Annotated in this window: 24 protein-coding genes, 4 tRNA genes and 1 riboswitch; of the genes, 24 read left to right on the top strand and 4 right to left on the bottom strand. The window is 27.9% G+C overall.

Annotated elements, in window-relative coordinates:
* Window positions 1–4 precede the first annotated feature (4 nt).
* Window positions 5–595 carry a peptide deformylase gene (locus tag SPLAT_RS01860; RefSeq protein WP_168104710.1) on the bottom strand — a complete coding sequence of 197 codons (591 nt, stop codon included), beginning with the start codon at window positions 593–595 and terminating at the stop codon, window positions 5–7.
* A 284-nt stretch (window positions 596–879) separates the two neighbouring features.
* Between SPLAT_RS01860 and SPLAT_RS01855 the strand changes: the two genes are divergently transcribed.
* From SPLAT_RS01855 to SPLAT_RS01765, 19 genes are all read left to right on the top strand, one after another.
* Window positions 880–2,652, top strand: a complete 1,773-nt coding sequence (locus SPLAT_RS01855) for an oleate hydratase (protein ID WP_168104709.1) — start codon at window positions 880–882, stop codon at window positions 2,650–2,652.
* Window positions 2,653–2,783: 131 nt separating this feature from the next.
* Complete coding sequence (gene rsmD, locus SPLAT_RS01850) at window positions 2,784–3,341, top strand: 16S rRNA (guanine(966)-N(2))-methyltransferase RsmD (RefSeq protein WP_168104708.1); 558 nt, start codon at window positions 2,784–2,786, stop codon at window positions 3,339–3,341.
* A 21-nt stretch (window positions 3,342–3,362) separates the two neighbouring features.
* Window positions 3,363–3,944, top strand: coding sequence for a guanylate kinase (gene gmk, locus SPLAT_RS01845; protein ID WP_168104707.1), 582 nt, complete (start codon window positions 3,363–3,365; stop codon window positions 3,942–3,944).
* A gap of 93 nt (window positions 3,945–4,037) precedes the next feature.
* Window positions 4,038–5,501: a glycoside hydrolase family 18 protein gene (locus tag SPLAT_RS01840; protein WP_168104706.1), complete on the top strand. Its 1,464-nt coding sequence runs from the start codon at window positions 4,038–4,040 to the stop codon at window positions 5,499–5,501.
* 197 nt (window positions 5,502–5,698) lie between these two features.
* Window positions 5,699–6,880, top strand: a complete 1,182-nt coding sequence (gene nusA, locus SPLAT_RS01835; protein WP_168104705.1) for a transcription termination factor NusA — start codon at window positions 5,699–5,701, stop codon at window positions 6,878–6,880.
* Window positions 6,881–6,913: 33 nt separating this feature from the next.
* Window positions 6,914–7,165, top strand: a complete 252-nt coding sequence (gene rnpM, locus SPLAT_RS01830) for an RNase P modulator RnpM (RefSeq protein WP_235083215.1) — start codon at window positions 6,914–6,916, stop codon at window positions 7,163–7,165.
* 18 nt (window positions 7,166–7,183) lie between these two features.
* Window positions 7,184–9,019 carry a translation initiation factor IF-2 gene (infB, locus tag SPLAT_RS01825; RefSeq protein ID WP_168104704.1) on the top strand — a complete coding sequence of 612 codons (1,836 nt, stop codon included), beginning with the start codon at window positions 7,184–7,186 and terminating at the stop codon, window positions 9,017–9,019.
* Complete coding sequence (gene rbfA, locus SPLAT_RS01820; RefSeq protein WP_168104703.1) at window positions 9,012–9,362, top strand: 30S ribosome-binding factor RbfA; 351 nt, start codon at window positions 9,012–9,014, stop codon at window positions 9,360–9,362. Before infB ends, rbfA begins: the two co-directional genes overlap by 8 nt.
* A 136-nt stretch (window positions 9,363–9,498) precedes the next feature.
* Entirely contained in the window at window positions 9,499–10,602 is a 1,104-nt protein-coding gene (locus tag SPLAT_RS01815; protein WP_168104702.1) for an agmatine deiminase family protein, read from the top strand.
* 88 nt (window positions 10,603–10,690) lie between these two features.
* Window positions 10,691–11,746 carry an NADH-quinone oxidoreductase subunit J gene (locus SPLAT_RS01810; RefSeq protein ID WP_168104701.1) on the top strand — a complete coding sequence of 352 codons (1,056 nt, stop codon included), beginning with the start codon at window positions 10,691–10,693 and terminating at the stop codon, window positions 11,744–11,746.
* A gap of 6 nt (window positions 11,747–11,752) precedes the next feature.
* Complete coding sequence (locus SPLAT_RS01805; RefSeq protein ID WP_168104700.1) at window positions 11,753–12,760, top strand: hypothetical protein; 1,008 nt, start codon at window positions 11,753–11,755, stop codon at window positions 12,758–12,760.
* A gap of 38 nt (window positions 12,761–12,798) precedes the next feature.
* Window positions 12,799–12,993, top strand: a complete 195-nt coding sequence (locus SPLAT_RS01800; RefSeq protein ID WP_168104699.1) for a hypothetical protein — start codon at window positions 12,799–12,801, stop codon at window positions 12,991–12,993.
* A 16-nt stretch (window positions 12,994–13,009) separates the two neighbouring features.
* A complete protein-coding gene (locus SPLAT_RS01795; RefSeq protein WP_168104698.1) occupies window positions 13,010–14,371 on the top strand; it encodes a Sapep family Mn(2+)-dependent dipeptidase in 1,362 nt (453 codons plus the stop codon).
* Between the two features lie 120 nt (window positions 14,372–14,491).
* Entirely contained in the window at window positions 14,492–16,009 is a 1,518-nt protein-coding gene (locus tag SPLAT_RS01790; protein ID WP_168104697.1) for a TrkH family potassium uptake protein, read from the top strand.
* 11 nt (window positions 16,010–16,020) lie between these two features.
* Complete coding sequence (locus SPLAT_RS01785; protein WP_168104696.1) at window positions 16,021–16,866, top strand: bifunctional 5,10-methylenetetrahydrofolate dehydrogenase/5,10-methenyltetrahydrofolate cyclohydrolase; 846 nt, start codon at window positions 16,021–16,023, stop codon at window positions 16,864–16,866.
* A gap of 75 nt (window positions 16,867–16,941) precedes the next feature.
* Window positions 16,942–17,017: transfer RNA gene (locus SPLAT_RS01780), tRNA-Asn, on the top strand.
* Between the two features lie 22 nt (window positions 17,018–17,039).
* Window positions 17,040–17,114, top strand: a tRNA-Glu gene (locus SPLAT_RS01775).
* Window positions 17,115–17,160: 46 nt separating this feature from the next.
* Window positions 17,161–17,237 (top strand) — tRNA-Lys (locus SPLAT_RS01770).
* A 12-nt stretch (window positions 17,238–17,249) separates the two neighbouring features.
* Window positions 17,250–17,334, top strand: a tRNA-Leu gene (locus tag SPLAT_RS01765).
* Between the two features lie 18 nt (window positions 17,335–17,352).
* On the opposite strand, the gene SPLAT_RS01760 is transcribed toward SPLAT_RS01765, so the two are convergent.
* The 3 genes from SPLAT_RS01760 to SPLAT_RS01750 all read right to left on the bottom strand — a co-directional run bounded on the left by SPLAT_RS01760 (window position 17,353) and on the right by SPLAT_RS01750 (window position 19,352).
* Window positions 17,353–17,679 carry a hypothetical protein gene (locus SPLAT_RS01760; RefSeq protein ID WP_168104695.1) on the bottom strand — a complete coding sequence of 109 codons (327 nt, stop codon included), beginning with the start codon at window positions 17,677–17,679 and terminating at the stop codon, window positions 17,353–17,355.
* Between the two features lie 21 nt (window positions 17,680–17,700).
* Window positions 17,701–18,723, bottom strand: a complete 1,023-nt coding sequence (locus SPLAT_RS01755; protein ID WP_168104694.1) for a hypothetical protein — start codon at window positions 18,721–18,723, stop codon at window positions 17,701–17,703.
* Window positions 18,724–18,857: 134 nt separating this feature from the next.
* On the bottom strand, window positions 18,858–19,352 hold the full coding sequence (locus tag SPLAT_RS01750) for a hypothetical protein (RefSeq protein ID WP_168104693.1): 495 nt from the start codon (window positions 19,350–19,352) through the stop codon (window positions 18,858–18,860).
* 215 nt (window positions 19,353–19,567) lie between these two features.
* On the opposite strand from SPLAT_RS01750, the gene SPLAT_RS01745 reads away from it, so the two are divergent.
* The 5 genes from SPLAT_RS01745 to SPLAT_RS01725 all read left to right on the top strand — a co-directional run bounded on the left by SPLAT_RS01745 (window position 19,568) and on the right by SPLAT_RS01725 (window position 23,812).
* Window positions 19,568–20,608: a fructose-bisphosphatase class II gene (locus SPLAT_RS01745; protein WP_168104692.1), complete on the top strand. Its 1,041-nt coding sequence runs from the start codon at window positions 19,568–19,570 to the stop codon at window positions 20,606–20,608.
* A gap of 41 nt (window positions 20,609–20,649) precedes the next feature.
* Complete coding sequence (trxA, locus tag SPLAT_RS01740; RefSeq protein WP_168104691.1) at window positions 20,650–20,982, top strand: thioredoxin; 333 nt, start codon at window positions 20,650–20,652, stop codon at window positions 20,980–20,982.
* A 39-nt stretch (window positions 20,983–21,021) separates the two neighbouring features.
* The gene (locus SPLAT_RS01735; RefSeq protein ID WP_168104690.1) at window positions 21,022–21,834 is read left to right on the top strand and encodes an HAD family hydrolase; all 813 of its coding nucleotides are present in this window, start codon (window positions 21,022–21,024) and stop codon (window positions 21,832–21,834) included.
* 14 nt (window positions 21,835–21,848) lie between these two features.
* Window positions 21,849–21,940: riboswitch (TPP riboswitch) on the top strand.
* Between the two features lie 30 nt (window positions 21,941–21,970).
* Window positions 21,971–22,960 carry an energy-coupled thiamine transporter ThiT gene (locus tag SPLAT_RS01730; RefSeq protein ID WP_168104689.1) on the top strand — a complete coding sequence of 330 codons (990 nt, stop codon included), beginning with the start codon at window positions 21,971–21,973 and terminating at the stop codon, window positions 22,958–22,960.
* A gap of 87 nt (window positions 22,961–23,047) precedes the next feature.
* Window positions 23,048–23,812, top strand: coding sequence for a hypothetical protein (locus SPLAT_RS01725; RefSeq protein ID WP_168104688.1), 765 nt, complete (start codon window positions 23,048–23,050; stop codon window positions 23,810–23,812).
* Window positions 23,813–23,831: the final 19 nt, after the last annotated feature.

The following is a 23,831-nucleotide window of genomic DNA, read 5'->3' as shown; positions in this document are numbered from 1 at the left end:
TTGATTAAATAATAATTCAATCTTCTTTTTTAAACCATGGGTCTTTTTTATTAATATGATGATAATATATTTTTTTTTCTAAATGATCTTGTTCGTGTTGAAAAACAATTGCTTCATAACCTCTAACGATTAAACTAACATGCTTCTTTTTCAAGAAGTCGTAACCACTCACATGAATTTTATAACTGCGTGGTACTAATCCTTCATGTTTTTTATCAACACTTAGGCATGCTTCTCCTGGTTTTAAAGCAGCAATTTGTTTTGACTTACCACTAATTTTTGGATTGATTAAAGCATGTTCAAAATATGTAACTTTATCAGTTTTTTCATTTAGAATTGGCAATAAAATATAATACATATTTAGATTAGCGCCAATTTGTGGTGCAGCAATTCCAATTGCTTCTGTTAATTCTTTGTCAGTATTTAGTTTTTCATCTTGAGAGACACGAACTCAATCAATCATTTTTTTCATTACTAATGTATCTTCTTTACTTAAAGGTAAAGTGACTGGTTTGCAACCAGATAGTAATGATTTTTTATTATCTTTAACAATTCATGTTGCCTTAGGTGTTTCTTCTTGTAATAGTTTTAACATAAAATAAACCTTCTTTGTTTACATTTAATATTTTTTTGTAAATAAATTATTTAATTATTCAACTTAATTTTAATTCTTAACTTACTAATTATAATACCAAAATTTTCTTTTTAATTAAACTGTTAAATTTTTCTTTTCTTTAAAAATTTTTATAAAAAAATTGTTTTAACACTTAAAAGGTGAGATAATTATTGTACTAGCCAAATAAAAATACTTTTTTACTTGACTAAAAAATATTCAAATGCTTATAAGCATTAATATTATTTAAGTAAGGAGGTTTCATTATGTATAAAAGTAATGGAAACTATGAGGCCTTTGCAAGACCTAAAAAACCAACAGATGTTGAGAATAAATCAGCTTATCTGATAGGAGCAGGACTAGCATCTTTATCTGCTGCAACATTTTTAATTAGAGATGGAAGAATGAAACCAGAAAATATTCATATTTTTGAAGAATTAGCAATTCCTGGTGGTAGTTTGGATGGTATTCTAAACCCAGATAGAGGATTTATTCTTCGTGGTGGTAGAGAAATGGAAAACCACTTTGAATGTTTATGAGATTTATTTCGTTCAATTCCATCTTTAGAAATTAAAGATGCTTCAGTTTTAGATGAATTTTATTGATTAAATAAAGAAGATCCAAATTATTCAAAATGTCGACTTATTCATAAGCTTGGGCAAAGAAAAGTTGATGATGGAAAGTTTACTTTAAGTGAAAACGCTTCTAAAGAAATTATTAAATTATTTTTAACAAAAGAAGAAAGTTTAAATGATAAAAGAATTGATGAAGTTTTTTCAGCAGATTTCTTTGAATCAAACTTTTGATGATATTGATCAACAATGTTTGCTTTTGAAAAATGACATAGCGCAATGGAAATGAGAAGATATGTTTTAAGATTTATTCATCATATTGGTGGCCTTCCTGATTTTTCTGCCCTTAAATTTACAAAGTACAATCAATATGAATCACTTGTTTTACCACTAATTACCTATTTAAAAGAACAAGGTGTTAAATTTGAATACGAAACTATTATTAAAAATATTTTAGTTGAAAATAAAAATGGTGAAAAAGTTGCAAAAAAAATTCTTTTACAAAAGAGTGGAAGAAATACTGAATTAAATTTAACAGAAAATGATTTAGTTTTTGTAACTAATGGAAGTATTACAGAAAGTACAACTTATGGAAATAATACAACTCCTGCTCCAGTTACTAATGAATTGGGTGCAAGTTGAGAATTATGAAAAAATCTTGCGAAACAAGATGAAGCTTTTGGAAAACCAGAAAAATTCTGTGACAATTTACCAAAAGAAAGTTGATTTATATCAGCAACATTAACAACTTTAGATAAAAAAATTACACCTTATATTGAAAAAATTAGTAAAAGGGATCCTTATGCTGGGAAAACTGTTACTGGTGGAATTGTTACTGTTACAGATTCAAATTGAATGTTAAGTTATACTTTAAATCGTCAACCACAATTTAAAAAACAACCAAAAGATCAATTAGTTGTTTGAATTTATGGTTTACTTTCAAATAAAGAAGGAAATTACATCAAAAAAAGTATTACTGAATGTACAGGAGTTGAAATTGCTCAAGAATGACTATACCATATGGGTGTACCTGAAGCAGAAATCTTAGATTTAGCGCAAAATTCATGTAATGTAGTGCCAGTTCGCATGCCTTATATTACCTCATATTTCATGCCAAGAGCAATTGGAGACAGACCATTAGTAGTGCCTAAAGGTTCAAAAAATTTAGCTTTTATTGGTAACTTTAGTGAAACCGAAGCTGATACAGTTTTTACAACAGAATATTCTGTTAGAACTGCTATGGAAGCTGTTTATACATTGCTAGATATTGATAGAGGAGTGCCTGAAGTATTTGCTTCAGCATATGATCTAAGAACATTATTGAACTCGACTCATATTCTTTTAGACAATAAAAAAATTCAAGATATTAAACTTCCTTGAGTACTAAGAATTTTTGAAAAACATGGATTGAAAAGAATTAAAGGAACTTTTATTGAAGAAATGCTTGAAAAAGCTGGATTGTTATAAAATTTAAAATCAAACAAAAAATATTTGTATTACATTTCTAATACAAATATTTTTTTTAAAAAAATTTATTAAAAAAAATTTATCATTTATAATTTACTTAAAACTATATTTAAATAAGAAAGAATAAGTTAATGAATATTATTGGTGGAACACTAAAAGGAAAAAAGTTAATTACATTAGAAGGAAAAGATACTCGTCCTACTTTAACACGTATTAAAGAAAATATATTTAATATTTTACAGAATTATAGCCAATTTACTGATTTAATTGTTGTAGATGTTTTTGCAGGTAGTGGTAGTTTAGCATTAGAAAGTTTGTCACGTCAGGCAAAATTTGCTTATCTTAATGATAGTAATTTAGAAGCATGTAAAATTATTAAGAGAAATATTGCTAATTGTCGTTTTGATAAAATAACATTAGTAAGCAATGTGGACTATCAAACTTTTTTTAAAACATTTAAAACAAAATTAGATTTATTATTTATTGATCCGCCATTTGCTGACATTACTTGTCAGCAATGAATTCTTGATTACTGTCAGAAACATAATTTATTAAATCCAAAAGCTTTAATTGTTTTAGAAACTAATGTTTATTTAAAAGATTTATCATTAAATTCAGATTTTACAATTCTATCAGAAAAAAAATACGGTAAGATATATATCACAATTATTCAGTATCAAAAACAATAATCAATTCAGAAAGAGGAAGCCATGAGTGATAGTAAAGGAAAATTAATTATTATTTCTGGTCCTAGTGGTGTTGGTAAGGGAGCTATTATTAATGAACTGTTTAAAGATAAAAGTTTAAATTTAGCTTATTCAGTTTCTTATACAACAAGACAACCAAGAAATTATGAAATTCCTGAAATTAATTATTTCTTTGTGACAAAAGAAGAATTTTTAAAAAGAGTTAAGGAAAATGATTTTTTAGAATATACTAACTTTATTGATAATTATTATGGAACAAGCAAGAGTTATGTTGAGCAACTACAAAAAGATGGTTACAATGTTATCTTAGAAATTGAAGCTGATGGAGCAAGTCAGGTGATTAAGAATTATCCAGATAAGGCACATTGTTTCAGCATCTTTATTATGCCACCATCATTTGAAGTGTTAGAACAAAGGATTCGTTTAAGAGCAAGTGAGTCAAAGGAAATTATTGAAGCACGATTAAATAAAGCTAAAGAAGAATTTGAATTGCAAAGTCAGTATGATTATGTTGTGGTGAATGATATTCTTCAAGATGCAGTGACAGAAATTCAAGAAATAATAAGAAAAAATATAAATAAATAATTTTATTTATATTTTTTTTATAAAAATTTATAGATTAAAAAGAATTAAACAGTTATAATTAACGGAATATAAAAATGAAAGGAGAGATTAATTATGAAAAAATTAAATTTTAAACAAATATTAGCAATGATTGGGTTAGGATCAATTGTTGTTTCGGGGTCATTAAGTGTTATAGCTTGTGATAACAAAAAAGTGGTTGATGATACTAATAAGAAAGATATAGAAGATTTTGATGATAATGATGTTGTTGATAAGGATGTAGAAGAGATTGACGATGTAGAAGATATTGATGACATTGATGCTGATAATCCAGATGATAACAATCAATGAAAACCATTAATTAATAAATGAAACAAAGTTAACCCTAATCGAAATAAATCTGTAACTAATAGAGCAGCTAGAAGTTCAAATTATATTTTTCAACCATATTATGATGGTGGGTTATATTCAGGGACAACAGTTAGAGATATTATTGAAGGTAAAAATATGACTTTAAAAAATGGTGAGACTGTTTTTAATAAGGTAAATAATTTTGATAGTATTACTTTATCATTTGTGCAACAAGCAGTGGGTGTTTCTGATCGTTTACAATTAACAGTTGCTGGTCAATCCTTTGGTGAAGGTTATAATTGATGAGTTGAAAACAAATTTAAACCAGAAGTACTAAATCCTTTAGTACAAAATCAAACTTTTAAAAATATTGTTGTTGCTTATGGTGGTGCTGCTTCAGCTGTAGGTTATAATCCTTGAGATATTGCTTATAAACTTGCTAATAAAAACATTAATAAAGCAGTAGATCTATTAATCCCTGCTTTTATTGAATATCAAAAAAGAATTACTAAATTTGCTGGCTTAGATCCAAATAAAGATATGCCTTTAAATCTTGACCTTGATATTGAAGGAATACCTTTTGATCAAGAACATATTGCAGGAATGAAAGTATTATTTACTGCATTAGCAAAAATGAAATTAGATAATCCTAATTGAAATTTCACTATTACTCTACCAGTTCTACGTACAGGTTTAGTATCAAGAGATATTGATAATGTTTTAAAACCAGCGTTATTGATTTTTAAACAGCATGGCTTAACGAAAAAAAATAATCTGTTTAACATTAATATTATGACAATGGATTATGGAGAAGCAACTGGTAATGATGTAATTAAAGAAGGTATTACTTTTTTTAAAGCAGCAACTGATGCAACTGAAAATACAGGAAAGCAGTATAAAACTTTAATTAAAGAAATTTGAGGAATTGATCTATCAGAGCAAGATATAAATAGAAAATTAATTGCAACTCCAATGATTGGTATTAATGATGTTAATAATAATTACTTTACATTAGAGGATGCTAAAGATTTGTATAACTGAGCTCAAGTTAAGAATTTGGCAGGATTGAGAATGTGATCACTTAATCGTGATGATTCTGGAAAAACAAATGAAGCATGATCAGTAACAAATCATGGTTTAAAATATTTAAATCTTTGAGATTTTACTCATGCTTTTACAGGAGATTGAACAAATTGAGTTAAGAATCCTGTTCATAGTGCTAAATAAATTATTTAGTATTATATAGTTAAGTATTAAGTAAGTATTATTTTAATTTAAAAACAATTCTTTACAAATTTAAGGAAAGAATTGTTTTTATTTAATTTTTTTTATATAATATAAATGAAAGAAAAATTATGTCGAAGACAGCAAATGCTGTCTTTCTTATTTGTTGTTTAGGTTAGACATTATTTGAAGGAGGAAAAATGACAGATAAAAATAAAGCAATTTTAGAAGAAATTGAAAATATTGCTAAAGAAAAACAAATTGAACCTGCAGTTATTTATGATGCTTTAAAAGAAGGTCTTTTAAAAGCTTATGAAAGACAAATTCATAAAACATTAGATAATGTTAGAGTTGAAATTGATGAAGAGCAAGGAAAAATTAGTATGTTCAAAACACTTAGCGTTGTTGCTAAGGTTGAAGATCCAGATTTAGAGATTGCGTTAAGTGAAGTTAAAGAAAAAAAACCTGAGTTAACAATTGGTGACACATATGATGAAGAAATTCCAACTGATAACTTTGATCGATTAGCAATTTTTCAAGCAATTCAAATTTTTAAACAATCAATTAGAGAAGCAGAAAAAAATTCAATTTATGATGAATTCCTTGATAAAATTGGAACAATTTTAATTGGTAAGGTTGAGAGTATGGAAGAAAAGTATTGTTTGATTAAAATTGGACGTGCTTATGCTTATCTACCAAAGAAAAATCAAATTCCTGGTGAAACATTTACCATTGATGAACCAAACAATCATATTAAATTTTATGTTGAAGATATCATCAAAACCAAAAATTATGGTCAAATTTTAGCTTCAAGAAGTCATCCTGGTTTTTTAAGTTGTTTATTAGAATTAGAAGTACCAGAATTTAATCAAATAAATCAAGAAGGAAAGAATGTAATTGAAATTAAAGAAGTAGCTAGAATTCCTGGAGTTAGAGCTAAAGTTGCCATCATCAGCAATGATGATAGCATTGATGCAGTTGGAGCATGTATTGGTCCAAAAGGTTCAAGAATTCAAAATATTTCAAAAGAATTAAATGGTGAAAAGATTGATGTCATCCTTTATGATGAAAATATTAAGAACTTTATCATCAATGCTTTAGCACCAGCTAAAGTTATTTCAATTAAAACTAATGAGAGCGATCAACAAGCAGATGTTATTGTGCCAACAGAACAATTTTCTTTAGCAATTGGTAAAGATGGAATGGCAGCTAAACTTGTTGCAAGACTAACACATTGAAAGATTAATATTGTTTCTTTAGAACAAGCTAAACAAAACAATATTGATTTTACTTGAAATGGAAATTTAAAAGAAACAGACTATGACCAGTTTGTTAGCGATTTGAGAAATAAAAGTAATTTTAGACAAAGACAAGTTAAATAAAAAATGACTTTAAAAAATTATAAGAAAATTCCAATGCGTAAATGTGTGGTTAGTCATGAAATTTTGCCAAAAAAAGAATTAATCCGTATTATTAAGAATAAAGACGGAAAAATTTTTGTTGATCATAGTAATAAAGCAAATGGTAAGGGTGCTTACATTCAACCTAAAATTGCTTTAGTGAATGAAGCAAAGAAAACTAAAGCTTTAGAAAAAGCTTTACAAACAAAAATTAGTGATGAAATTTATCAAGCAATAATTTCTGAGATTGAGAATTATTGAGATTAAAAAAGGAAGGTTGAGAGTATGGCTAAGAATCAGAATGCAAAAGATATTAAAAATATTAACCAACAATTAAAACAACAAACAGCTCATGTGGATGATAAGGGAGTTTTTGTTTTTAGTGAACCCTTAACTATTGCTGAATTAGCTAATGCTTTAAATGTCTCAATTGTTGACATCATTAAATACTTTATGAAACAAGGAAAATTATATAATCAAAACTATTTGCTTAATGAAGAATTAATGTCAGAAGTATGTTTAGAATTTGGTTTTGATTTTAAAAAAACAAAAAGTGTTACTTATGAAAACATTTTAGAAACGGTAGAATTTGATGACAAGCCTGAACAGATGATTACTAGACCTCCTGTAGTGACAATCATGGGACATGTTGATCATGGAAAGACTACTTTATTAGACACGATTAGAAATTCAAAAATTACCAATCAAGAGCATGGTGGTATCACACAACACATAGGTGCCTATCAAGTTAAAACAAATGAAAATAAATTAATTACTTTCATTGACACACCAGGTCATGAAGCCTTTACTGAAATGCGAGCAAGAGGATCTAAAATTACTGACATTGTTATTTTAGTTGTTGCTGCAGATGATGGGGTTATGCCACAAACTAAAGAAGCAATTGATCATGCTAAAGCAGCCAATGTTGAGATTATTGTTTTTGTCAACAAAATGGATAAACCAGAAATTAAAACTGACAGAGTCCTTTCTGAACTATCAGCACTTGGTCTAACGAGTGAAGAATGAGGTGGAGATACTATTTTTGTTTATGGTAGTGCCTTAAAACATGAAGGAATTGATAAGTTACTAGAAGCAATTTTAATAGTTTCTGAAGTTAAGGAATTAAAAGCTAACCCTAATCGATTTGCGAACGGTACAGTAATTGAATCTCATTATGATAAGAACATTGGTTCAATTTGTACTTTATTAGTTCAAGGTGGAACATTAAAAGTTAAGGATATTATCGTTGCTGGAGCAATCAGAGGAAGAATTAAAAAAATGACTAATGATTTAGCTCGAGAAGTAACAGAAGCCTTACCTTCTGCAGTTGTGCAAGTTTTAGGATTTGAAAGTGCTCCAACACCGGGTGAGCCATTTGTGGTTTTCAATGACGAAAAACTAGCTAAGAAAATTTCTTCAGCAAGACAATTACAAAATGATTACAAAAGCCAACAAGAAAAGCAAATTAGTTTAGGAAATATTGTTCAAGAAGCATCAAGTGGAAAATTAAAGCAAATTAATATTATTTTAAAAGCAGACACACAAGGTTCTCTACAAGCTCTAACACAAGCATTAAACAAAATTAATGTTCAAGATATTCAAGTTAAATTAGTTCGTGCTAGTGTTGGTGGAATTAGTGAATCAGATGTTACTTTAGCTGTAGCATCTAATAGTGTGATTTATGGATTTAATGTTAGACCAAATAATATTGTTCGCGATGCTGCAAAAGATGCAGGAATTGAAATTAGATTACATAACATTATTTATAAGGTAACTGAAGAACTAGAAAAAGCAGCAAAAGGTTTATTAGAACCTGAGTATGAAGAAAAAGTTTTAGGTCAAGCAAGAGTTGTTAGACTTTTTCATTATTCAAAAGTTGGAACAATTGCAGGTTGTCTTGTTGTTGATGGTGTCATCAATCGTAATAATAAAGCAAGAGTTTTAAGAGATGATGTTGTGATTTATGATGGTGAGATTAATACATTAAGACACGAAAAAAATGACATCAAAACTGCTAAAAAAGGTTTTGAATGTGGTCTTACAATTAAGAACTATAATGATTTAAAAGAAAATGACATCATTGAAGCTTATGCAATAGAAATGGTGCAAAATAATGGCTAATCAAAAAATTGCTCGAACAGAGAAATGAATGAAGATTGAAATTACTAACATTCTTAAAATAAAAGCAAAAAATCCTAAGTTTTCAGATATCACTATCACAGATGTGAAGCTAACAAATGATTTGAGTTATGCAACTATTACTTGATATCTTTACAATCAAGATCAAAGTAAGATTAAAGAAATTAGTCAAGAATTAGAAAATGTAAAAGGTTTTTGCCGCAGGGAGTTAGCCCAAATTAGTAGTGCTTATAAGGTGCCACAATTAAGATTTAAATATGATCAAACAATTGAAGAAGCTGATCGTATTGAATCAATTTTAAATAAACTTAAAGAAGAAAAGTAGTTCTTAATAAAAAAAATCAGTATTTTAGTTACTGATTTTTTTTATTTTAGGGAGTATAATTTTATTGTTATTTATAGTTACAAGGATTTTAACAATTAAGAGCGGAATTATTCAGTAGCACGAAAGGAGTGCTACTATGGCAAAAAGAATTTTTAGTACACCTAGCAGTGATGATTTTTTTTCATGTCCAGAATTTATTGAGCACAAGCAATCATGATTAATTTGACCTGAAAGAACTGATAATTGAAGAATGGGTGCAAAGCCAGCACAAAAGATTGTTGCTGAAATTGCAAATATTTTAATTGATTACGAAGAGGTTAACATAATTGTAAGTAAGAATCAGTTTCAAAATGCAAGACAGCAATTAAATGAAAAAATTAAAATTATTGAGATGACAACAAATGATTGTTTAATTCGTGACTTTGGTCCATTATTTTTAATCAACTCAGAAACTAAAGTGGTTAGAGGATTGAAAAGTACTTTTAATGCATGAGGTGGAACTAAATATGGTGTGTACTATCCTTGAGATGATGATGACATGCTAAGTTACAAAATTTTTGAGTTAGAAAAACTTAATTATTATGAATTACCAATTATTTTAGAATGAGGGATGATTTTATTAGATGGTAAGAGTACTTGCTTTGCTAGTGAAGAAGGGATTCTTTCAGAACTTCGTAATCCTAATCTAACAAAAGAACAAGCAGAAAATTACTTAAAAGACTATCTTAATGTTAGCAAAATTATTTGATTACCTTCTGGTTTGCCTTATGATCAAACAAAAGGAAGGCTAAATAATTTACTAACCTTAGTTGATGAAACAACAATTTTATTAAGTTGAACAACTGATATTTATGATGAATGCTTTCAAGTAGTTTCTGAGACAGAAAAAATTTTAAAAAAAACTGTCAATGCTTATGGCAAATCTTATAAAATTATCAAAGTTTTGTTACCAAAAATTAAAAATCGTAGTAAAGAAGAAACAGAAATGATTGATTTTAATATCAATCATAATCCTAATGCTTTTGATCAATCTTTAGTTGGAAGTTACACTAATTTATATATTACTAATCGAGCAGTTTTAGTTCCAACATTTGATGATGAAGAATCGCAAGCACAAGCACTTGCAGAATTAGCTAAAATTTTTATCAATAAAAGAATTATTTTGGTGAATAGTAGAGAGTTACTACTTGGTCATGTTAACTTACAAAATATTATTTGTCATCAGTCAAAAATTATGTAATTAAAATATAAAAAATCGTTTAGAGGGTCTATTATTTTTCCTTTTAAATGCTATAATAATTAAAAAGTGAAAAATGGGGATTTATAAGATGGAAAAAAATCAAAAGGATTATCAAAAAATTAATCCTATTCTTCGTTGAATAATGATTTTAAGTTTAATTGTTGTTTTTTTCACATTATTAATTAGTTGATTATTATGGTTTTTATTTTATCGTAATGTAATTGATTCAATATTAGTTAGTTTTAGTTTTTTAGCTTTTAGCATTATTATTTTAATATTTGCTGGTTTAGCATTATTCTTTGCTTTACCATTAATTGTGTTAAAGCGAAAAACTATAGCTAACAATATTTTTTCTTTATTAAGTTTTGTTTTGGCACTAATTCTTGCAAGTGTTAGCTTATTGCTTTATCATAATTTAGAAATTAATAATTTCTTAGTTGTGGTTATACCTTGAATAATTATTATCATTGCAACAACTTTTTTATTTGTTAGCAGTGGTGTAAATTTAATTATTGTGACAGATGATTCTAATAAAATTGAAAAAATATCAATTTTAATGAAAAAAGAACTAAACAACCAGAATTTAGAAAATAATAACAAACAAGATATTAAATCAGTTGCTACTGATGCCATTAATAATAAGCAGAAAATTAAAACTGAAACACTTAATGAGTTAGCACCATTTGATGCAGAGCAAGAAGAAGACATTACTTTTGCTGATATCACTATTGTCAAAGAACAAACTGATTTTTGGTCTAAAAAATCAGAAAATAATACTACAGAAAAAGTAGTTGATGAAGAGCAGAAATGAACAGAAAAACAAATTAAAGAAGTATGAGAAAAAGGAGAAATTATTCCAGGAGTTAATAAAGATTTATATCGTAAAGATTATGCAGGTGCTTGAATGTTTTTTTCAGCCTTTCTTGCTGAATCAGATCAAAATAACTTTGATATTCGTAGTTATAGCTGAACGATTGCTAATCATAATCCAACATCGCAAGAAAAAATCAATGATATTGCAAATTTAATGCCAATGAATCTTATCAATGCTATGGCCAAAGGACAAAATTATCCAAAATGAAAAACTAAAATTTCTTCTTGAGGTAATGAGAATATTATTAAAGAACAAATTTGAAGTGATTAAAATATAATGAATTTTATTGAACATTTATTTATTAATTTAAACTATCAAAATGAAAATGAGAATTTTCTTGATTTTTATGTTACGTTAGAAAAAGAAATTAATATTTTAAAAGAAAATTATCAGTTGCAAATTAAAACAATCTATATTGCAACTAATGATTTTCTTTTTCTAACTAATCAACAATTAGTTTCACTACTAAGTTTATTAAAGCAATTTACTAATAATTTAACTGAATATAGTTTTGAGATTGGTTATGAAACTTTACAACAAGAACAATTAGAAATTTTAAAACAATTTAGTATCAATCGCTTGGTGTGAAAAGTTAGAACATTTAGTACTAAATTTCTTTCACAAATAAATCAAAATTTTAATGCTGAAAAAATGATGAGTTTAATTAAAGTAAGTTTTGAAGCAGGATATCGTAATTTTTCAATTGATTTAGAAAATAATATTAGTAAACAAAGTAAATCAGATTTGATTAGTGATTTAAAAATAACTCTAAAATTAAACTCACCTCATATTAGCTATCAAAGTCATAATGATAGTCATAGTGTTGAGAAAAAAAAGATTATTAGTGAATTTTTAAAGCAACACAATTATCAGAATTATGAATTTTTTAGTTTCACTAAAGCAAAAAAATATTATAGTCAACAAACACTAGCTTATTTAACTTTAAAAAATTGATATGGTTTAGGGCCAAATGCTAGTAGTTTTTTAAAATTAGATGATCAATTTATCACAATCAACAATAGTGGTCAAATTCCTTGAAATAGTGAACTAATAACACTAACACATGAAGAGTACTATCAATTAATTCTTACTCAAAATTTAATGTTGCAAGAAGGCATTGCTTTAAAAAAGAATGATGTTTTAAAGCATCAAGCATTCTGACCACAAATTACTACTTTAATTACTAATGGTTATTTGCAATTAGAAAATGATTATTTAAAGGCAACAAATCAAGGTTGGGACTTGTTAAATGATATTTTAATTGATATTATAATTAGTACTTAATTTTAGATTGAAAAGGAAAGAAGTAACTAGAATAAAACATGGGCTATTGTATTAGATGTAAAGGAACCGTTTTAGCAACTGAGAGATGAATTAAATTAGTAGCAGGATTTTATCATTTAAAGTGTTACGACAAATTAGTAGCAAGAAATAAAAAATTTATCATAATCTTTAGTTGTAGTTTTGGGTTATTTTTTATTACTTTAGTTACTGTTGTGTTAGTTCTAGCATTATAAATTAAAGGAGATAACAATGGAATTTAATGAGCAAGTATTAAAAGATAACTATTTTAGTGAAGCAATTGAAAAAATTAAAGCAATAGTAAGCATTCCTTCATATGCAGGTTCTGCTAGCAAAGATGCTCCTTATGGTGAAGGAGTTCTAAAAGTTTTACATTATGCTGTTGATTTAGCAAAGTCATTAGGATTTAAAACTTTTATTGATTCAGAAAATAAGTATGGTTACGTTGAGTATGGTGAAGGTGAAGAAATCTTTGCAATTTTAGGGCATTTAGATGTTGTGCCACCAGGTAACATTGAAGAATGAAATGTTCATCCCTTCAAACCAGAAATTATTGATGATATCTTATATGGTCGTGGTGTTTTAGATGATAAGGGTCCAACAATTATCATTTTATATTGTTTGAAATACTTAAAGGATTACAACTATCAACCAAATCGTAGAATTAGATTAATTTTTGGGTTAGATGAAGAAACAACTTGAGATTCAATTGATACTTATATGAAAAAAGAAGGCACACCAGATTTTGGCTTTACTCCAGATGGATTGTTTCCTTTAACTTATGCTGAAAAAGGAATTATCGATCTTGATTTTGTTGGGCCTGGTTCAAATCAAGTTAGGGTTAGCGCAGGGGATGCTTATAATGTTACTTGTGCATTTTCTACTGTTGAAAATATTGATTTAGCAAGTTTTGTTGAGATTGCAGAAAGAAATAAGTATCGTTTAGAAAAGACTGATAATAAAGTTACAATTCTTGGTAAGCCAGCTCATGGTTCACATCCAGAAGAAGGAATTAATGCTGGTTTAAGAACTTTATTAGTTTTAAAAGAATTAAAAATTGATCATCCGTTAGTTAACTTTGTTGGTGATGTTCTAAAAGAAGATACTGAACTAAGAAAATATTTTGGACAATATGATGATGAATCAGGTGCCTTTACGATTAATGTTGGTCTTGTTACCATCAATGAAAAAGAATCATACCTTGGTTGCAATGTAAGATTTCCTGTTCATACAACAAAAGATGATGTTTTAAATAAACTAACAGAAATTTTAGCACCTTATAAGTTAACAACTAGAATTGAGCACTATGATAAGCCATTGCATATGCCTTTAGATTCACCAATTGTTACCGAATTGATGACTATCTATCAAACAGTAACAAAAGATAAGATAAGTAAACCAATTGCAATTGGTGGTGGCACTTATGCCCGAGCAATGCCTAATTGTGTAGCTTTTGGAGCTATATTTAATGAAGCAACATCAACTGAACATCAATACAATGAATCAATTAAGATTGAAGAATTATGACATTCAATGTTGATTTATGTAAGAGCAATTGAAACTTTGGGAACAATTGAAAAAATAAAAAATTAGGCATTTTGCCTAATTTTTTTGATTTAATTTATTAAAATCTAATAGTGAGAAAATATTATTGGTTATAATATAATAATAAATGTATAATACAAGATAGATAAATTTTGAATGGGATTTTTAATGTTTTTAAAAGCAAAAGACTCAACAGCATTACCATTAAAGCCTTTTAGTTGAAATAGGTTTTTTTTAGGAATAAAAAAAATTTTTAAAACTATTTTTGTTGGTAACACAAGACCAAGACAAATGTTTAATTTATACTTATACTTTTTGTTATTTGGAACAATTTTGTTGATGACTCCTTTAGCAACAGTAAAAGGTCAATGAAATTTTCTTGAAGCTTTATTTACTGCTTCTAGTGCTTTTTCTGATACAGGATTAACTGTTAAGAGCACTGCGAATGATTTTACTTTTTTTGGTCAACTAGTAGTTCTTTTATTAATTAAATTTGGTGGGATTGGATTAATTGCTGTTAAATTATTTTTGTTGTCATTATTTCAATTTGGACACAATAGTAATTTAAAAGAACGTTTATTAATTCAAGGTGAAAGAGGGTCACCAAAATTAGGAACATCAGTCAATGTTTTAAAAGTTGGAATCATTGTGATGACATTGACTGAATTTCTTGGTGCCATAACTTTAGCTTTATATTTTTATTTTGTTCCTAATTCTGGTGTGTCCTATGGAACTAATGCTGATATGATTTATAACAATAATTTTTGATTATCTTTATGAGCAGGTGTTTTTCATTCCATTTCTGCAGTTAACAATGCTGGGTTTGATATTATTGGACAAAATTCTTTAGTTCCATTTCAAACTGATTATTTTGTGCAATGAGTTTTTATTATTGAATTTGTTATTGGTGGGATTGGATTTCCAGTGTTTTATGATTTATTTAGTTATATTAGATCAAAGACAGAAGGTAAACGTTTTAGATTTAGTTTATTTACCAAATTAACGGTATCAACTTATTTTATTGTCGCCATTCTTGGAGTTGGAAGTGTTGTTTTAGTTGAACTAGTTTCACCAATAGATAGTCAATCAATATGAGGGAATATGAGTAATGGTAATGCCTTAATGGCAATTTTCTTTAACACTATGTCAACAAGAAATGCTGGATTTTATACCATTGAATTAACTAGATTTCATGCTACTTCTGGTGTGATTCAATCTTTTATGATGTGAATTGGTTCTTCACCAGCTTCAACTGCTGGGGGAATTAGAACAACAACTTTAGCAATTATTATCATGTCAATTTTTAGCCTTGCTTCTGGAAGAGAGAATGTCAACATATTTAAACGTAAAATTGCACCACAAACTATCAAAATGGCTTTTGCTGTAGCTTTTGTTGGTGGCTTTATGGTTATTTTCACATCAATGGTGATTTTAATTGAAAATTTATTCAATAATATTAATGGTGATATTGGCTTTGTTCAAAGTCTTTATGATGCAGCAAGTGCATTTGGAACAACAGGACTATCAGTATTTGATAATGCTCGGTTAGGAGTTGTTAGTAAAATTTGTTTAATTATTTGTATGTTTGTGGGACAATTAGGAGTGTCGACAACGATTTTAGCTTGAAGTGATAGTAAGCGCAAGCGTAATATTAATCGTATTCAAGAAGACGTACAAATTGGATAGAAGGTGGTTTTATGCAACTACTTGATGGTAAGAAAATTAGTCAAAAGATAAAAGATGAGATTAAACTCACAATTGATCAACTTATTAAACAAGAAAAACGAATTCCAAAATTAGTTGTTGTTCTGATTGGTGATGATTATGCTTCTCATCTTTATGTCAAAAATAAAATTAAAGCTTGTCAAGAAGTAGGAATTCAGGGTGAAATAATTCATTTCCCTACATCAGTGACAGAAGTAGAAGTTCTTCAAGCAATTGAAAAATTAAATCAAAATTCTGAAGTTGATGGAATTTTAGTTCAATTACCTTTAGTTGAAAATTTAAATGAATTTAAGATTCTTAACACTATTGCTGTTAGCAAAGATGTTGATGGTTTAACTAATATCAATGCAGGTAAGTTACTACAAGGTGATGCTACAGCCGTTATTCCTTGTACTGTCAAAGGGATTATAGCTTTACTAAAAGCATATAATTTAGAAGTTGTAGGCCAAGATATTACAATAATTAATAATAGCAATATCATTGGCAAACCATTAGCAATGATACTAAATAATATGGGTGCAACAGTTAGTTTGACCCATAAAGCAACAAAAGATTTAAAAAATTATTTAAGCAATGCTGATATTATTGTAACTGCAACAGGAGTTTATCAATTATTTACTAGTCAAAATATTAAAGCAGATGTTATTATTATTGATGTAGCAATTAATAGTAGTAAGGATAAAAAACTTGTTGGCGATGTTGATTTTGAATCAGTAAAAGATAAAGTTAAAGCAATAACACCTGTTCCTGGTGGAGTTGGTCCAATGACTATTGCAATGCTACTAGAAAACTTAATGTTGCTATATCACGATAAATAATTTTATTAATAAAATTATTAAATACTTATTGCAAAAAATGATTATTGCTTTTATAATGAATAAGGTTTAATAAATGCCTGCTTAGCTCAGACGGTAGAGCGTTCGGCTGTTAACCGAAAGGTCGTAGGATCGATGCCTACAGCAGGCGCCATTATTATTAAAATTAGATAAAAGGCCCGGTGGTGAACTGGTGAACACACTGGATTTTCATTCCAGCATGGCGGGTTCGATCCCCGTTCGGGTCACCATAATTATTAGCAAGTAAATTTTTGATACTTGTTTTTTAATTCTTTTGCCTCGTTAGCTCAATTGGCTAGAGCATCAGACTCTTAATCTGGGGGTTATAGGTTCGAGCCCTATACGGGGCACCATAATTAAATACTGCGGGATTGGCGAAACTGGCAGACGCACCAGACTTAGGATCTGGCGCCTAACGGCATGAGGGTTCAAGTCCCTTGTCCCGCACCATTTTAAAAGCATAATTTCTTATGCTTTTTTATTTTGTAATTTTATTCAAATAAAGAAATAGCAGTAACTTCAAACTCATAAGAAAAGTAAACTAAAGACTTTAAAAATTATTCAAATATAGCTTGGTGCTGGTGTGATGTACTGACTAGATTCACCAAGAATAGAAACACTAATTGAAAGAATTTCTAAAATAAGAATAATTACTATGACAGAAAATCAAATTTTTGTTTTTTTGTTCTGATTGATTTTAATTTGTTTCTTAAATAATGGCATTAAAGTAAGAGTTAGTAACATTAGAGTAAGAGCAATTGTGACTGCAGAGATGATGTAAGCAGTAGTTTCCATAATTTTTTCTCCTTAATTCAATTAATTTTGTCCTAAATAACCAGTGACTACATTTTTAATATCAATTAAACCTCTTTGATTGCTATCAGTTGGTTTATTAATTCATTGTTCAATCTGACTTTGCGGTTGGTTAGTATAGAATCATGCTTTTAAAGATTTACTATCTAATTGATGATGTTGGCCGTCTAAACCTTTATCTCGACCATGATCAGTAAAGAGAAGAAACATTCATTTTTCACCAAATTCTGCAGTTCTTTTTGCTAGCAAATCTTGAAGCCCTTTAACATATTGATTTTGGATTCATAAAGAATATTGGTATTTTTTACTATGTACGGTTCATCCAAAATGAGCTACCTCATCAGATAAAGTATCAAAGCCAAAAACAAGTTGTTGATTCATGTTAATAGCATTAATCATTTCTAGATATAAATTATAAATACCTGCTGCATCATTAACTCCTACAGCAGCATCTCAAGCTAATTCTTTTGCATCTATTTTTTGTAGTGTTTCTGGTTCAATATAGAGATTATTAATTGCTAAGATTTCGTCTGGATAGTGTAATTGAATACTAGATGTTTTATAATTAGCATTTTGATTTAAAACACTAGTAAAAAAAGAGGTACTATCATATTGATATTCGCTAGCATCTCAATTAATACTACCTCCACGAACAGCAGCTTTAACATTAGCTTTTGAAAAATGATCAGGCAATGCAAAACGATTAACTGAATCTCAATAATTAGTTGCTTCAGCATTTAAGGATTTATGCATAATATCAGGACTGTTCTTGACATTTAACTCTTCTTCTAGAATGCCATCTAATCCTAAAACTAGAACTTTATATTTTAATGGATTATCCTTACTTTCTTGATAGTGTGAGTAGTACTGATTCATCACCAATCGTTCATTAATGTCTATTGGATAATATTTTAAAGTAAAAAATACATAGACAATCATAAATCAACTTAGCATCATTGCTATTAAAGGGATAAATAAAATTGTACTCACAATAAAAAAATTTGTTTTGGTTACTTTAACTTCCATAATTTAAACTTCCTTTTACCATACTTGAATAAAGTATAATATGAATTTAATAAAATAGCATGTTTTATAACTTTAAAACATGCTTAATTATTCAAATCACAAGAAGAAACAAAATAAAAATTTTATGCTATTTATTAGCTCCCCCGATGGAAATAATACATTGCCATTAATACTAAAGTACAAGATAAAGCATCAAAGCAAACAGAAGTTATTGTTGCTCATCATGAAATATATTCATTTAAAAATGTTGGAAATAATGTGATAAAACTAATAATTCCAAAGATTAACCCTACAATCCCAAATATAAAACTTCAAAAGTCATAAAGAAATGAATAACGTTCACATTTTAAAATTTCTGGTTTATGTTTTTGTCTGATATTTTTTGTCATTTTATATAATTTAATTCCATAATGATAAGCAGTCATTGCACTTAAAACACTTAAACTATCACAACAAATTGTTGTTGCTGTGAAAGTAAAAGAATGAAAATCACGAATACTATCATTTTTATTTCAAAATGTTTCTAGTGCTAAAACGCTTAAAATACCAAAACAAACACCTAAGAAACCAAATGTAAAACTTAAAATATCTGATCAGAAAATTGTTCTTTTTAATTGTTGTATAGTCATATCTCTCATATAATTTCTAATTGTTTTTACTAATATACAATTTAATATTATATTCTATCTTTTTTTAAAAAAAAGTAAAATTTTTTTCACATAAATTTATTAATAATATTGAGAAGTAAAAAAATAATTAATTTATACAGAACTGCTAGTAAATTTTTATTTTTTTACTAAAAATAGTATAATTACTTTAGAATAGAAAATAAAAGGAATTATTGATGAATAAAGATATGCATTTAATAAGAGCAATTGAGATGGCTGCAATTGCTGCTTATAAATATATTGGTACTAAAAATAAAAATGCTGTTGATGATGCAGCAGTTCAAGCATTAGAAACAATTTTAAAAGTTGCTCCAATTAAGACTAAAGTTGTAATTGGTGAAGGTGAATTAGATCAGGCGCCAATGTTGTATGTTGGTCAAGAGTTAGGTACAGCGCCAAATGTTACTTTTGAGATTGCTGTTGATCCAATTGAAGGAACTTACCCCGCTGCTTATAATATTGCAGGCAGCATTGCTTGTCTTGCAGCAGCGAAACCTGGAACAATGGTGTATCTACCAGAAATGTATATGGATAAGTTATTTGTTAATCAAGAATTAGCTCATGTAATCGATTTAGAAAAAGGTCTAGCATGAAATGTTGAACAAATGCAAAAAGCAAAATCTTATCATGATTTGATTGCAATTGTTTTAGACAAACCTAGAAATCAAGCTGCAATTAATCTTTTAAGAGAATATGGTGTGATTGTGAGATTAATTGGTGATGGTGATGTGCTTGCAGCAATTGATGTTATCAATCAAGAAGCAGATTTTGTCTATGGGATTGGTGGAGCTCCAGAAGGCGTTTTAATGGCTGCTTTAGCAATTAGTAGTTGTGGCAACATGCATGCCAGATTACTACCCTATCAAGATATTTGGCCTAATGAACCAGAAACGCCAACAAGAATGAGAATTGAAGCAGAGCAACTACTTAAATGTGGTTTAAAAAACTATCAGTATCTAACCAGTGAAGAATTAATTAATGATGAAGCAGTACGCTTTATTGCTACTGGTTTAACTGCTGGAGGTAGTTTAAAACCAATTAAATATCAACATGGAATTTATCATCTTAATACTTTCTTTGCTTCACATGGAATTTTAAGAAATATGCAAGTTAAATATAGTATTGAGCAAATTAAAAAATTACGTCCTGAAATTAAAACAGTAATTGATAAGTATCAAAGAAGCTATGAGAAAAAAAATCCAAAAAATGATATATAGTGTAAAATTATATGTAACTATAAAAGGAAGGAAATTAAAGAATGAGTAATATTTTAAAAGTTAGCAAAAATGATGAACTTGATAAAGCAATTCAAGAAAACAAATATGTTGTCCTAGATTTTTATGCTGATTGATGTGGTCCTTGTAAAGCACTAGCTCCTGTAATCCAAGATGTATCAAAAGAATTAGATGATGTAACTTTTATTAAAATTGATGTTGATCATGCAGAAGAATTAAAAAACCTATTTAAAATTAGTTCAATTCCAACATTAGTTTATTTTAAAAATGGACAAGAAGTTAATAAAACTTTTGGGTTCATTCCAAAACCAACTTTGTTAAATAATGTTAATAATTTAAAAAGTGACAACAAATAATTTCAATAAAATTTCTTATTAAGGGAGCTATTTATTATTATGTCAATTAAATTAATTGTTCTTGATTTAGATGGAACTTTATTAAAATCAAAATGAAAAGTTCATCCTGAAAATGTGGCAATGATTAAACGTGTCTATCAAGAAAAACCAGAAGTTAAGGTTGTTATTGCAACAGGAAGAGCACCAATTTCAACAATCCCACATGCACGAGCATGTTTGATAAATGAAAAAGCAGGCCACATCATTTGTTACAATGGTGGTAGCATCATCGACCTTCTTAATAATAAGCAAGAGATATTATTTGAAAAAGCACTCTCAAATGAACAAGGACAAAAAATCCTTAATTTTGCAAAGGAAAATAAGTTAAACATTTGAGGTTATGCAACAGATAATCAAACTGCTTATATTAATCATAGATCGCTAAAAGTTCTATTCGTAGAATATTTCAATAAATTAAAAGTAAAAAAAATTAAACACAATGAATTACCTTCATTTTATAAAATTTTATTATTTTGTAAGAATAAAAAACAAGTTCCAAAAATGTTGGAAAATCTAGATCAAGAAAAAGATTTAGAACTAGCAACATCTTCACATTCAGTAATTGAAGTGAATCCAATTGGAATTAATAAAGCTACTGCAGTAGAATTTCTAGCAAAAAAATGAAATATCCAGCCAGAAGAAATTCTTGCTTGTGGTGATGGGATGAACGATTATAAATTATTAGAATGAGTTAAGTATGGCATTGCAATGGACAATGCTCCAGATGAATTAAAAAAAATTGCTTATGGCATCACAGCTTCAAACACTGAAGCAGGAGTTGCTAAAGCAATTCAGAAATATCTTTTCTCTTAATCAACAAAATTAAACTAATTAAGCAGGGGTAGCAAATTCGCTTGAGAAAAACCCTTCGAACCTGATCTAGTTGACACTAGCGTAGGAAGTCTTAATATTTTTTAGACTTCTTTATGCTGAAATAAAGGAGTTTTTTATGTTAGATCAAAATCCTAAATACTATTGATTAAAAATTACTAGCATTTTTAATATGGTTGTTTTCTTTAGCTTGTTTTTAGTAGTCACAATAGTTAGTAGTACTACTTTAAATAGCATCTTTAATATCAACTCGACAGTAAGTGGGTGACAATTTTATAGTTTGAAAATTTTTTTAATTTTAATTGGACTGCTAGTTTTACTTGCTGCAGGATTATGAGTTGCCATTAGTTTCAAACATAGTTCAATTGATGCCATTAAAGAGAACTATTTTATTAGTTTTTTACTAACTATCTTAACATTAAATTTTTATGGTTGTTTTTTTGTTGTTAGGTCTATGCAAGAGAGTAAAGAAACTAGTTTTAAAAAAAATAAGTTTTGAGTTAAATTTAAAGCAAATTTAGGAATCAAACAATGACTAACAGTTGATTATGTGTTAATTGCTTTCTTTTGTGCTTTAACTTTAACGTTTGCTTATATTGAAGAAAATTTATTGCCGAGAATGCCTTTTGGTGGTGGAATTGCAATTAAATATATTCCTTTGATTATTATTAGTTTTTCAACTTCTTTTCTAGCAGGTTGACTAACAGGTTTTATTACTGCATTAATGTCTTTATTATTTATTCCAGCAAGTAACATTATTAGTCCATGAAGTTTTTTATTAGATTATTTTCTGCCTATGACTACTCCAGCTGTGGTTGCTTTTTTACCTAATAAAGTTAGTACTGAAAAATCAATCTTTACTTATATTAATTATTTTTTACATTGTTTTTTAGTTTTTTTCATTATTTACTTTTGACAGTTTCTATCAGGATACTTTCTTTGAACTACTGCTTTTCCAAATAGTGTTTGAACTGGTTACAGTGCCATTTTGTATTCGTTAGTTTACAATTTTATTCATATCTTTATTTTTAGCTATCCAATTAGTCAAGCAATAGTTCCAGTGCTTTATCGTAATTTAGGAATTTACTATATAAATCGCTATCATTAAGACTTATTAATTTGCAAAATATATACTATAAGTGTATAATGTACTTATAGATTTTTAAAATTTAGGGAAAGGAAAAAAGGAAAAAATATGAAAACAAAATTGAATTTTAAAAAAATGTTGGCAACACTTGGATTACTTGCAGTTGCAGTTCCAACTTCATTAAGCGTAGTAGCTTGTGGTAGCGGAACAACAAGTGTTGAAGAAAGTACTGAACAAAAAATAGCTAAAGCAATTAGTGAAGTTTCATATTCAGTAGATTTTTCTAGAGGAACTAAAGCACAGGAAATTGTTAATCAAGTTAAAGAGCTAAACTTTATTAAAGCTGGATTGACTGATGAAGATGTTAGAAATTCTTTTGTAGATAGTTTATTTAAGTTTGAAAAGATTACTGTTGAAGGTAATGAGTTAAATAATGATCATTTAGCAAACCCTGAATCTGTTAATGCTGAAATTAATTTTAGTTATGGTGATATTACTGAAAAAGCTAAGTTGATAATTAATTTTAAAATGAGAGCAGTAACGGATGAAGAATTTGTAGAAATTGCAAAAGAACGAAGTGAAACTGATCCAATGAAGTTTACAATTAAAGCTAGAAAGAATGCTAGCAATTATTTACCTGAAGTTAGAGAAAAGATGGCTGTTCAAATCTATGATGAATTTTCAAGAATTTATGGATTAGAAGTTGATATTAAATTATTAAATCTTGAAGGTATAACTAGTTCTGAACAAGACGAACCATTATTTAGTTATAAATGATTTCAAGAAGTAAAAACATTTAATGCTACAGGTGCAGTTTTCTATAATGGCACATCAACTGGATATATTAACATTATATTTAATGTAGTAGAATAATTATATTTTTAAATGTTAA

This window comes from Spiroplasma platyhelix PALS-1 (genome assembly GCF_021496725.1).
Taxonomy (GTDB): domain Bacteria; phylum Bacillota_I; class Bacilli_A; order Mycoplasmatales; family VBWQ01; genus Spiroplasma_D; species Spiroplasma_D platyhelix.
Note: the sequence above shows the minus strand (reverse complement) of the source record. Positions and strands in the feature narration are given on the sequence as shown.